Here is an 11,855-nt window from a genome sequence, read left to right on the forward strand (position 1 = left end):
GTGAATTATGAGTTTTAAAATATTGATTTAAAGCAAATTGATGACTCCTAAATCAACTGACACAGTTCTGTGAACACTCCCATCGGAAGACACAATTTGTGACTCCTGAATCACTTTCTCTGTATCAGAAGACATAATTTGTGACACTTGAATCACTTTTTCTGTATCGGAAGACATAATTTGTGACTCTTGAATCACTTTTTCTGTATCGGAAGACATAATTTGTGACTCTTGAATCACTTTTTCTGTATCAGAAGACATAATTTGTGACTCCTGAATCACTTTGTCTGTATCGGAAGACATAATTTGTGACTCCTGAATCACTTTTTCTGTATCAGAAGACATAATTTGTGACTCCTGAATCACTTTTTCTGTATTAGAAGACATAATTTGTGACTCCTGAATCACTTTTTCTGTATTAGAAGCCCATTACTCAAAGCTCAAAAAGATAGCTATTGATAAAATGACTAAAGAAACTTTTACATATTTGGTGGCTAACCTTTCAGAAGTTTCAGCACTTGAAATTAATGGACTGGAAGAAACCATTCAACAATATCCATATTGTTCGCTTGCTCATACTTTATTGGCAAAAGCTTATGAAAACGATGACCTTGCTAAACAAGCTAAATTGCGTAAAGCTGCTGCTTATTCATTAAGCAGAAATGCCCTTCGAAGAATCATGAATGGAACTTTTGCAAACCATTCGAACGTATCGACAACTGCAAAATTCGATTCTGATTTCTTGAGAAAACTAGAAACTATCTTGGAGGCAAGAGAAGATGAAGACAAACGCAAACAACAAGAGTATCAGCAAGAAGTATTGTCTGATAAAGAATTCTTGAGTTATTCAACCGTGGCAGAAGATATGTTGTTGAATGAAATAGCTCAGAAACAGCAATTGCAAAATACCATCATCGAAAACTTTTTATTGAAAGACCCAGGCCTCATTAGAAGTAGTAAAAGTCAGCTTGAAGCAATGGGTAAACAAGAAGATTTATCTTTAAATAGTGGAAAATTAGATAAAGGAATTGTGACGGAAAGCTATGCTAAAATCCTTACGATGCAAGGCAGGAAAGAGAAAGCAATAGGAGTTTATGAGAAATTAATTTTGAAATTCCCAGAAAAAAAGGCGTACTTTGCAAGCAAAATTCAAGAGCTATCAGAATTTTAAATTAACCATTCTTATTTAAGGACTTGTCAGCTCGTTTTAGTGAGTTTAAAAATATTAGAATTTCAATTTTCAAATTTTCAAATTAAATAAAAGATGTTCGGAGCAATTATCGTAGTTATTTGCATCATTGCAGTGTTATTAGTATTTGTAGTATTAGTTCAAAATCCTAAAGGTGGTGGTTTATCAGGTGAATTCGGAACGGCTGGTGCAAGCCAAATGTTTGGTGTTCAACGTACAGGAGACCTTTTAGAACAAATTACTTGGGGAGGTGCAATTACTATCGCTTTATTAGTTTTAGCTACTAAGTTTATCACTCCTACTGAAAGTGCTGAAACCTTCAAATCAGTAAATACAGAGGCAGCTTCTAAAAAAGCAGGTATCCCAGCAGCAGCACCAGCATTAGGAACAAACCCAACTGATACTTCAAAAAAATAAGATTTATCACATTAAATAGTTTTCGGAATATCGTCTATCCAAGACATATTTTACAATTAAATTAATTAGAATAGCCATTTTAGTTAAGATAGTTAATGCGAGACTTAATGAAAAAATATCAATACTTTATTTTAGCAAGCATACTAATGCTTGCTTTTTTTTTACGCTTTCATAACATCGGCGAACACGGATTGGCTGGTGATGAAAAGTATTCTCTCTTCGTAAGTCAGTTTACAAGTTATGAAGGGAACAATCAGAAAGACTCTGTTCGTAAACCTAAAAATCCTTACTTTACTCCTCAAGAATTTTGGTCGGAAAAAGACTATTATGATTTCTTCGATTCAATTGCTCGCTTAGATACAGGCAATGGCGCACTTTATACTTATTCATTGCATTATTGGACGAGTGCCTTTGGTTTGTCTGACCAAAGTTTGAGATTTCCGTCACTGATTTTTAATTTATTGACGATTTTAGTCATCTTCGCTTTCGTCAAAACACATTTTCAATCTGTTCGTTTAGCACTTTTAGCTTCTTTCTTAGCAGCGATTTCTCCTTTTTATATCAATTATTCGCAGGTAGCTCGTAATTATGCTTTGCTTTATTTCCTTTCAATTTTAGCGACTCATCTTTTGTTGTTAATCATCAAGAAGGAAGAAAAAGCCGAAAAACCTATTGGATATTACTTACTTTATGGCTTAACAGTATTGGCTTGTGAGCTTTGTCATTTTTCTACTTTCCCTTTATTTTTCATTCATGGGTTATATGTAGTTTTTCATGTAAGAGTTTTACGTACTTGGATTCGACTGAGTTTATCAATGATTATTCCTTTTATTGGCGTAATACTTTGGTTAAAATCAGATGGAGGAAAATGGCTGTTCGATTATGTGCAGAACAGTGTAAAAACCTATAATTATCTCGCTCAAAATTCCCCTGATGAATACCTTGCAGTAGCAACAGTAAAGAATATTGCCAGACAAATTCGTCATGTAATTTCTTGTGCTTTTATCAGTAGCGAAGGGCTTTACCTTCATTTAACAGGCTTAAGAAACACTTTATTGACCATTGTAGCTTCGCTAACAGGAATCGTAGGTTTTATAATGATAAAATCTGAAAAGCTTAGAATTGCACTTTGTACATCAATGGCGATTGTAATATTAGTATTTTGTACTGTTGCCAAAGTGCAGTTTTTGGTATTAGGACTAAATATTGTCTTAGTATTTATCTTGATAAATCTTATTTGGAAGAATAGAAAAAAAGCAGAAAACAACCTAATCTTGTTTCTAGTCTCTTTAATTGTTTTACCTTTTATTTTCTTGATATTTTTCTCTTGGCAAGATGGTAATACTTTCAGAATTATGCCAAGATATGTTGGTTACTCCTATTCTTTCGGCATTATCTTAGTCGCTTTGTTAATCAGAGAAATTTGGTATCTGAAATCGGATGTAAAGTATGTTTTACTGGCAATTTGTTTCGTGCAGTGTTACTTATTGACGGGCATTATTCAAAACATTTGGCAGGATAATCCGCCAAGATATTTTATGAGTTTTGCAGAACCACGCAAAAATAATCCATATCACTTGGTGGCGAATAAAATTCTACAAAATTATGCTGAGGGCGATACTGTGTTGTATTCAAATCATCAAGATGCTACGCCGGGTGGAAAAGATATTCCTACTTATTCAGTTGTTGATGCACAGCTTACTAATTTTTACTTGCCTAAAAACTCGCAGATTATTCAAAGAGTAAATCAACAAGAGCCTGAAAAAATTATCTTGAAAAAGAGAAATGGAACAGAAATTATTCTCTTTGATTTTGAAGGAGTAAGATTTAGATATTAAACACAGAAAACAAAAGGTGATGGAACAAATAATTCCATCACCCTTTTTGCTTTTTCTCAATTAGTTACAACTTCCACTACTTTCTTTTTGGCAATTGGCAAAAAGGTTTCTTCCAATGGCAACACATATTTTGATTCTACCAAATAAGTAGCTGGATTAGGAAGATGTTTGTAACGTTTTACTAAATCTATTTTAATGTTCTCGAAAGTACTCAATGCACTTTTTTTAATAGTTTCTACATAAAAGGTTTTTAAGCCTCGCAATCGTTCATGCTTATTTTCAAAAATTGTTAGATTGTACTGATAAACCCTTGTTTCGTGAATAATGGGTTCATGCAATAACAAGTAACCATCATTTTTGTAAAGTGGCAAAATCCCAATTGGTGCAATATGAATATCCTTTTGTACTTCTTCTACAATCTGCTCGCCTTCATACAAAGCATTTTTAAATCTTGGCAAAGCATATTCCATGATTGATTCAATCTCAGATAAATACTCACTTTGGGGTTGATTAGAAAACTCATATTCAACATCCAAACTTTCAGGATTAACGCCTTTAATCCTTTTGGGAAATTGAATACTCATCTGGTCAATGCCATCCTTGAAATACATAGAATAATCGTAATGATACTGTAAATCTCGTAAGTCAGGATATAACTTCTTACTTTTAAAATTACTTTTAACCTGTTGCAAATATGCCAGTAACACATATTTCTTGTACTCAAAATCAATGAGTCCAGTGGTTAGCCAATCTTTCTCTAAGCTTTTCATAGGCGACATCATTTAGTGAAGGATTATTGTTAAAAAAACAGACTAAACTTAAAAGCATCCGCTTTTGCTTTAGTATAATAAAATTAGCGATTTCTGCGAAAATGCCAAGATTTCTGAAAAGTATTTTAAAGTCTGTCAAATAGTTATTTAAGTTCAATCTTAGATTTCTATTTTATATCAAAACCTGACAATTTTACCGTTTTTCAGACAATGGCACAAAATGTGATGAAATTGATGTGTTGTATGCAGAATTACTTTGATTTTTTTGAAATTATTTACAAAAATCAAATTGCATTTCAACAATTACCTAAAAAATCAAATACAAAAAATAACTTATCAAAAAAACAATGTCAACAGTTAGTATCAAGCCTTTGGCTGACAGAGTTCTGGTAGAACCAGCAGCCGCAGAAGAAAAAACATCATTTGGGATTATCATTCCTGACACTGCTAAAGAAAAACCACAAAGAGGAATTGTCGTAGCAGTTGGTTCTGGTAAAAAAGATGAACCATTGACAGTTGCAGTTGGCGACACTGTTTTATACGGTAAATACTCAGGAACTGAAATTGCAGTAGAAGGTAAAGATTACCTTATCATGCGTGAAAGCGATATTTTCGCAATTTTGTAAGAAGTGATTGGTAAATAGTGATTGGTGATTAGATTTTATGCAACACAATCATTAGATACCACAACTTAAAACAAAAATTCATTAAAATATTTTTTGAAAAAATATGATTAGTTATGGTGAAATATTTGTTCTATTCACCAATCACTAATCACTAATAACTTAAAAAAAATGGCAAAAGAATTATTTTTTGACACAGACGCAAGAGACAAACTGAAAAAAGGCGTCGATACTTTAGCTAACGCTGTTAAAGTAACTTTAGGACCAAAAGGTCGTAACGTAATTATTGACAAAAAATTTGGATCACCGTCAATCACTAAAGATGGTGTTTCAGTAGCGAAAGAAATCGAATTAGAAGACGCTGTTGAAAATATGGGTGCTCAGTTGGTGAAAGAAGTAGCTTCTAAAACTGCTGATCAAGCTGGTGACGGTACTACAACTGCTACGGTTTTAGCTCAAGCGATTTATACTATCGGTTCTAAAAACGTTGCTGCAGGTGCTAACCCAATGGATTTGAAACGTGGTGTTGACAAAGCAGTTACGGCTGTTGTTGCTTCGTTGAAATCTCAATCTAAAGCAATCGAAACTTCACAACAAATTGCTCAAGTTGCAACTATCTCTGCGAACTCGGATGCTACAATCGGTACAATGATTGCTGATGCGATGGACAAAGTTGGTCGTGAAGGCGTTATTACTGTTGAAGAAGCTCGTGGTACTGAAACTGAAGTTAAAACAGTAGAAGGTATGCAGTTCGACCGTGGATATTTATCTCCATATTTCGTAACTAATACTGAGAAAATGGAAGCTGAATTAGAGCGTCCGTTCATCTTGATTTCTGAGAAGAAAGTATCTTCAATGAAAGAATTATTACCAGTATTAGAAGGCGTTGCTCAAACTGGTCGTCCTTTATTAATCATTGCTGAAGATGTTGACGGAGAAGCTTTAGCTACTTTGGTAGTTAACAAAATCCGTGGTGCACTGAAAGTTGCTGCTGTTAAAGCTCCAGGTTTCGGTGACCGTCGTAAAGCTATGTTGGAAGATATCGCAGTATTAACAGGTGGTACTGTAATTTCTGAAGAACGTGGTTTCAAATTAGAAAACGCTACAATTGAGTACTTAGGACAAGCTGAAAAAATCATCATCGACAAAGACAACACTACTGTTGTAAACGGAGTTGGTGCAAAAGATGGTATCGAAGCTCGTGTTAACCAAATCAAAGCTCAAATCGAAAATACTACTTCTGATTACGACCGTGAGAAATTGCAAGAACGTTTGGCTAAATTGTCAGGTGGTGTTGCTATTCTTTACATCGGTGCTGCTACTGAAGTAGAAATGAAAGAAAAGAAAGACCGTGTTGACGATGCTCTTCACGCTACACGTGCCGCTGTTGAAGAAGGTATCGTTGCTGGTGGTGGTGTTGCTTTAATCCGTGCTATCAAAGCATTAGACGGTTTAACTGGTGACAACGAAGATCAAACAACTGGTATCAACATTATCCGTCAGGCAATTGAATCTCCATTGAGAACTATCGTTGCTAACGCTGGTGGTGAAGGTTCAGTAGTTGTGAACGCTGTTAAAGCTGGCGAAGGTGACTTCGGTTATAACGCTCGTGAAGACAAATACGAAGATATGATTGCTGCGGGTATCATCGACCCTACTAAAGTAACTCGTTTAGCATTAGAAAACGCTGCTTCTATCGCAGGTTTACTATTGACTACTGAATGTGTTATTGCTGATAAACCTTCTTCTGAAGCTCCACACGCACATGGTGGTGGCGGCGGAATGGGTGGAATGATGTAATATCAGTTCTGAGTTGAGAGTGTTGAGTTAGGAGTAAAAAAACACTCCTCACTCAACACTCTCAACTCAACATTCAAAAAACTCCTCATTGGCAATGCTTTTGAGGAGTTTTTTTATTTATTTTAAATATCAAGACTTGTATCAATTTATTGAAAGACAAATACGATTAACATATTTCAGATAACTGATAACTTGTACGAAAGTACTTAAAATCAAGCGGTTTATTTTATGAAAAACACCAAACATTGGGCAATATTCTTATCAAACAGTGCCAACAAACAAGTATTTATTCAACAATTGCTATCTCGGAAAGCTACGGGAATTTTTGAAGATTTAAACAAGGCAAACGGTTTGTTGTTTTCAAGCCTGACGGTCAATGATTTTATTGATGAAGAAAATCGTCATGGGTTTACGGCTGTAACCAAACATCTTGACAGAAGTTTGAAGTCGATGTCGAGCGGAGAACAGAAAAAAGCTTTGTTGAATTACTTGGTTGCACAACAGCCCGATTACTTGATTTTGGATAATCCTTTTGATAATTTGGATGTAGCGGCTCAAGCTTCTTTGTTAGAAATGCTCCATGAAATTGGTACACATACTTCATTGATACAGCTAATCAATCGTGAAAGAGACTTATTGTCTTTCATCACAAATGTTGTAAGTATTGAAAAAAATAATCAATTAGTTGTACACGAAGACCTTCAAACTTTTCTTGAAAATTATAGAAAAAATCAAACTTCCTCTTTTTCAGGAGAAATCCCTCCTCCTATCAAGCATTACGATTTGCCCAATCCAGCATTGATTAAGTTCAACAAAGTAAATGTAAGTTATGGCGAAAAACATATTTTAAAAGACATCACTTGGACAATCCATAAAAATGAATTTTGGCATTTAGTCGGGCCAAATGGTTCTGGAAAAACTACCATGTTGTCGATGATTACGGGCGATAATCCCAAAGGATATGGGCAGGATTTAACCCTTTTTGGTAGAAGAAAAGGAACTGGAGAAACGGTTTGGTCGATTAAAAATAACATCGGCTACGTTACACCTGCCATGACGGATTTATTTACCGCAAGCCATACTTTAGAGCAAATGTTGATGTCTGGCTTTTATGATTCTATTGGTTTATACCATAAACCTTCTGATTTACAAATTAAATTAGCCAAGCAATGGCTAACTTTAATTGAGATGGACAAGCTCTGTAAAAAGCCTTTTTTTAGGCTTTCGACAGGGCAACAACGCATGGCTTTAATAGCCAGAGCGATGGTAAAACATCCGCCTTTATTAATTTTAGACGAAGCCATCGCTGGTTTAGATGACCACAATGCCTCACTGGTTATTTCATTAATCAATAAAATTGCCAACGAAAGCGAAAGTACCATTTTGTACGTCTCGCATCGCAATGAAGCAGAGCTTTTTCCAAGAAATATCTTTCAATTATTTCCTTCTGAGGAAGGCTCTGCTGGAGTGGTGATGAAGTAGCAAGAGCATCATTTTAATACTCGAATGAATCAATTCAATACTCGTGAGCATCGTTTTATTACTCAAATGAATCAATTCGATGCTCGTGGGTATTGTTTTAAGACTCGAATGAATCAATTAGATGCTCGTGAGCATTGGTTTAATACTCGATTGAACCAATTAGATACTTGTCAATCTACTTTATGAAAAAGAAGTAAAAGCATTAAATTAAAAAGCCCATCGACAAACGACGGGCTTCAAATCTTTCACTTAATTACGTTTCTTGAAGTATAAACTTGCAAGAAAGAGGCTTGATTAAGCATTATAGTATTAATTTAACGCTATTTTTGCTATCATTCACATTTTAAAGCTATTATTATAATAAATACTTTTCCAGTTGAAAAAATACTATTTCTAATTTATCACTACTTAAATATTCTAAATTCAAATTGTGAGAAAAATATATAACACTAAGATTATCGGATGCTTCGAGCAAGGGACAATCCTTAATGGCTGTATTGCTGAAAACTATTATCAAGTACCAGCTTTGGGGATAATAATTACACCTCGTTGTGATATAGGTAATAGTAAAGTTTCAACAATTCACTATTTACCAATTGTAAAATTAGAAGATTGGATTAAAATTGATTTTTGGGTAATTTTTTCAAATAGAACTAAAAATGAAGTACTAGGTAAACTTTACTCAATTCTAGAAAAATATAATTTAAGTCGCAACTTAGTTAAATTATTTAGTCCAGGACAATTATTAGATACACTTCAGCAAAAAATTAACAAACCTGAAGATTTGGATAAATTCAAGGTTTATTTAATCGACATAGACCAATTGTCAAAGGAATTTCATCAAATTGACGGTAAAGAAGTAAAAAGATTGATTCAGTGCTACCACAAAGTTTCTAAAAATATTTTCAAAGAGTTGAAAGAAAATAAAATCAAAGAATTCTATCTTCTGGAAAGCTGGGAAACTAATTTTGAATATTATGTGGTATCATTACGAGAAATAAGGAAGTTGACATTCTCTCTAGCAAGTAAAATCTCACATGGTATATTTTTTAACCAAATATCGGAGATTGAGTTAAGTAGAAATGATATTTACAAACATTTGACTTCTGATGAATTTATTTGTTCGGTTGCTACTCTTAAGTCCCCTCACATTGAGCATTTGATGCAGCAGTTTTTTTGGAATTTTGGTAGAATTGGTGTTGAAAACCATCAAGAAAATCTTGAGTCAGCCTTTCATGAAAAGGCTATAACCTTAATATAAAACATTATGAACTACATTTTTATATCGTATGATGCAATAAAGGAACTTGCATCAGTTCATAAATTCCAGAGTTCGGAATTTAATGAAAGTCTTGAAATATGTCAAATATTGAAGGGTGAAAAAGACTCTTGGAATTGGTTGAATCTAAAATTCACAAGAAGTGATAAAGGAGGTTTTTTTTATACAAAACGTCCAGACTTAAAGAAGGGGATTATTTTCGATTTGTCTACATTTAAGGGATTTGAAAATGAAAAAAATGACCAACTTATCACTATTTTTCAAAAAGTATTAAAGTTCGCTATAAGATACTTTGAAAAATTACCTCCAGTAACTTGTGAAAGACACATAACTGGCACAAGTATAAGTCTTGTATTTCCATTTCCTTGGGTAGCAACCAAAGATGTATATAGAATCACAATTGATAGAGATGCAGAAACCGTAAGATATTCAAAAAGAGGAAAACAATTTTTATTAGTTTTCGCTGCTGGTCATTCGGATAATTTGCAAGATCATATATCTTATACTAACTTAAATAAGGCTGTAGAAGAATCCACAAATATTTGTAAGGCAGAGTTTGGAGTTAATGACTCAACAAATGAAGACCCTGAAAAAATTCGTGCTTTGCAACTTACTCAATTAGAGTCTCAAAACGATTTATCTATTGTATCAAATGTAGGTTTTTCAAACTGGCAATATTACCTAACTAATAATCAGAAGTCCTTCATTTTTAAACCTATATCTGGTCCTGAAAGACTTGAGGGAGCTGCAGGAACTGGTAAGACTCTTACTATGATTCTTAGATGTATTAATTTATTAAAACAAAATTTTGAATCAAATAATGAATTTCATTTATTATTTATTACACATTCTATTTCAACAAAAAATCAAATACTTGATATCTTTCACTCAAATTTTGAGGAACTTGATCTGTTTTTAGAAAAAAACCATTCTCCTGTCAGTTTAACAATTACAACTTTACAAGAATGGTGTATTAGATTTTTGGGTGCTAATATAGGTAGTTCTGAGTATTTAGATAGAGATGCTCAAGATTCTAAATCTTTACAAAAGTTATACCTTGAAGAAGCTTTAAATAAAGCAGTTAATTCAGACTACTCTTCATTCAAACTGTTTTGTTCTCAACAGTTTATAAATTTCTTTGACACTACGGAAAAAGAAGAATTGCTGGAAATGATTCAGCACGAAGTAGCTGTCACAATAAAAGGCAGAGCAAATGAGGACATAGAAAAGTATCAAAAACTTCCTCGGTTAAAATATTCTATACCTTGTAAACAAGAAGGCGATTTAAATTTTCTTTTCTTGATATATCAATACTATCAGAGTATGTTAAAAATAACTAATCAATTCGATAGCGATGATATTATTCTAACGTCTCTTGGGCAACTCAATACTCCAATCTGGAGGAGACGTAGAGAGAAAGAAGGGTTTAATGCGGCATTTATCGATGAGACACATTTATTCAACCTAAATGAACTTTCTATTTTTCATTACCTTAACAAAGAAATAGATAAACAAAATATCGTATTTACAATTGATAAATCTCAAGCAGTCGGAGATCGAGGTCTTGTTGATGATATACTTTTTGATGCTTTGGGTTTAGACACTTTAAAAGACAATAACTCTCAAAAACTTCACACTATTTTTAGGAGTTCACCTGATATAGTAAATTTAGCCTTTACAATTTTATCATCAGGGGCTACTTTGTTTACTAACTTCGAAAATCCTTTAGAGAAAGCCTCATTTAATTTCACTGAAAAGGAAGAACAAAAGTCCAAGCCTCCTCGTTATATCCTTAAAGAAAGTGAGGAAATATTGATAAAAGCTGCTTATACGGAGGCTGATAATATGAAAAAAGAGCTAGATACTCAAAATTCTAAAATTTTGATTGTGGCTACAACTGAATTGTTACTCAATAAATTACAGCAGTATGCTAAGCAAATTAATAAACCAATTGAGGTTTTAAAGAGTAGAGGTGATCTCGAAACTGTTAAGTCGGCAACCAAAAGTAACAGGTTTTTAGTATCTGGTATAGATTATGTTGGTGGATTAGAATTTGACGGAACAATAATTGTTGGGGTAGATAAAAGTAGAGTTCCACCAACTTTAGTTGACAGTTTTACGGAATCATCTCACTTCTTAAACTATGCTTGGCATAATAGAATGTATGTTGCTGTTACACGAGCTAAATATGCTGTAATACTAATGGGAGAAAGAAGTAGAGGTCCAAGTAAGCTCTTAGAGACTGCAATTGAGAATAAGATACTACTCGTAGAATAGGTGTTAAACCTTAGAAATACTTTTCAATATACATAAATAGAAACAAAAAAGGAAGCCCGAAAGCTTCCTTTTTTGTTTCTACTTAGGCTTTCCTTGAAAATTGTTTTTCAATATTCATTCATAATAAAATCCACTCATATTCTGGGTGGATTTTTCATTTTATTTGAGGTGATTTACTTG

11 protein-coding genes are annotated in these 11,855 nt (G+C 33.5%); 9 read left to right on the forward strand and 2 right to left on the reverse strand.

Going from position 1 to position 11,855, the window contains the following annotated elements:
* Positions 1–27: 27 nt before the first annotated feature.
* On the reverse strand, positions 28–387 hold the full coding sequence (locus HNP25_RS15490) for a hypothetical protein (protein WP_184135546.1): 360 nt from the start codon (positions 385–387) through the stop codon (positions 28–30).
* Positions 388–463: 76 nt separating this feature from the next.
* Here HNP25_RS15490 and HNP25_RS15495 point away from each other — a divergent pair, with 76 nt between their 5' ends.
* The 3 genes from HNP25_RS15495 (at position 464) to HNP25_RS15505 (ending at position 3,444) form a co-directional block, all read left to right on the forward strand.
* Complete coding sequence (locus HNP25_RS15495) at positions 464–1,171, forward strand: hypothetical protein (RefSeq protein ID WP_184135548.1); 708 nt, start codon at positions 464–466, stop codon at positions 1,169–1,171.
* A 93-nt stretch (positions 1,172–1,264) separates the two neighbouring features.
* Positions 1,265–1,606: a preprotein translocase subunit SecG gene (secG, locus tag HNP25_RS15500; protein WP_184135550.1), complete on the forward strand. Its 342-nt coding sequence runs from the start codon at positions 1,265–1,267 to the stop codon at positions 1,604–1,606.
* A gap of 146 nt (positions 1,607–1,752) precedes the next feature.
* Positions 1,753–3,444 carry a glycosyltransferase family 39 protein gene (locus HNP25_RS15505; protein WP_184135551.1) on the forward strand — a complete coding sequence of 564 codons (1,692 nt, stop codon included), beginning with the start codon at positions 1,753–1,755 and terminating at the stop codon, positions 3,442–3,444.
* A gap of 56 nt (positions 3,445–3,500) precedes the next feature.
* On the opposite strand, the gene HNP25_RS15510 is transcribed toward HNP25_RS15505, so the two are convergent.
* Entirely contained in the window at positions 3,501–4,214 is a 714-nt protein-coding gene (locus HNP25_RS15510) for a hypothetical protein (protein ID WP_184135553.1), read from the reverse strand.
* 347 nt (positions 4,215–4,561) lie between these two features.
* On the opposite strand from HNP25_RS15510, the gene HNP25_RS15515 reads away from it, so the two are divergent.
* From HNP25_RS15515 to HNP25_RS15540, 6 genes are all read left to right on the forward strand, one after another.
* Positions 4,562–4,840, forward strand: coding sequence for a co-chaperone GroES (locus HNP25_RS15515; protein WP_184135555.1), 279 nt, complete (start codon positions 4,562–4,564; stop codon positions 4,838–4,840).
* Between the two features lie 168 nt (positions 4,841–5,008).
* Positions 5,009–6,637 carry a chaperonin GroEL gene (gene groL / locus HNP25_RS15520; RefSeq protein WP_184135557.1) on the forward strand — a complete coding sequence of 543 codons (1,629 nt, stop codon included), beginning with the start codon at positions 5,009–5,011 and terminating at the stop codon, positions 6,635–6,637.
* A gap of 228 nt (positions 6,638–6,865) precedes the next feature.
* Positions 6,866–8,119, forward strand: coding sequence for an ATP-binding cassette domain-containing protein (locus HNP25_RS15525; RefSeq protein ID WP_184135558.1), 1,254 nt, complete (start codon positions 6,866–6,868; stop codon positions 8,117–8,119).
* 24 nt (positions 8,120–8,143) lie between these two features.
* On the forward strand, positions 8,144–8,305 hold the full coding sequence (locus HNP25_RS15530; RefSeq protein ID WP_184135560.1) for a hypothetical protein: 162 nt from the start codon (positions 8,144–8,146) through the stop codon (positions 8,303–8,305).
* 244 nt (positions 8,306–8,549) lie between these two features.
* Positions 8,550–9,380, forward strand: a complete 831-nt coding sequence (locus HNP25_RS15535) for a hypothetical protein (RefSeq protein WP_184135561.1) — start codon at positions 8,550–8,552, stop codon at positions 9,378–9,380.
* A 6-nt stretch (positions 9,381–9,386) separates the two neighbouring features.
* A complete protein-coding gene (locus tag HNP25_RS15540; protein WP_184135563.1) occupies positions 9,387–11,675 on the forward strand; it encodes a UvrD-helicase domain-containing protein in 2,289 nt (762 codons plus the stop codon).
* Positions 11,676–11,855: the final 180 nt, after the last annotated feature.

The organism is Arcicella rosea, from assembly GCF_014204325.1.
Classification (GTDB): Bacteria; Bacteroidota; Bacteroidia; order Cytophagales; family Spirosomataceae; genus Arcicella; species Arcicella rosea_A.

Excerpts from the sequence above, each read along its gene's own strand:
- HNP25_RS15540 (WP_184135563.1), top strand. The coding sequence starts at position 9,387 with ATGAACTACATTTTTATATCGTATGATGCAATAAAGGAACTTGCATCA.
- secG (WP_184135550.1), top strand. The coding sequence starts at position 1,265 with ATGTTCGGAGCAATTATCGTAGTTATTTGCATCATTGCAGTGTTATTA.
- HNP25_RS15515 (WP_184135555.1), top strand. The coding sequence starts at position 4,562 with ATGTCAACAGTTAGTATCAAGCCTTTGGCTGACAGAGTTCTGGTAGAA.
- HNP25_RS15530 (WP_184135560.1), top strand. The coding sequence starts at position 8,144 with ATGAATCAATTCAATACTCGTGAGCATCGTTTTATTACTCAAATGAAT.
- HNP25_RS15495 (WP_184135548.1), top strand. The coding sequence starts at position 464 with ATGACTAAAGAAACTTTTACATATTTGGTGGCTAACCTTTCAGAAGTT.
- HNP25_RS15510 (WP_184135553.1), bottom strand. The coding sequence starts at position 4,214 with ATGAAAAGCTTAGAGAAAGATTGGCTAACCACTGGACTCATTGATTTT.
- HNP25_RS15490 (WP_184135546.1), bottom strand. The coding sequence starts at position 387 with ATGTCTTCTAATACAGAAAAAGTGATTCAGGAGTCACAAATTATGTCT.
- HNP25_RS15525 (WP_184135558.1), top strand. The coding sequence starts at position 6,866 with ATGAAAAACACCAAACATTGGGCAATATTCTTATCAAACAGTGCCAAC.
- HNP25_RS15505 (WP_184135551.1), top strand. The coding sequence starts at position 1,753 with ATGCTTGCTTTTTTTTTACGCTTTCATAACATCGGCGAACACGGATTG.
- groL (WP_184135557.1), top strand. The coding sequence starts at position 5,009 with ATGGCAAAAGAATTATTTTTTGACACAGACGCAAGAGACAAACTGAAA.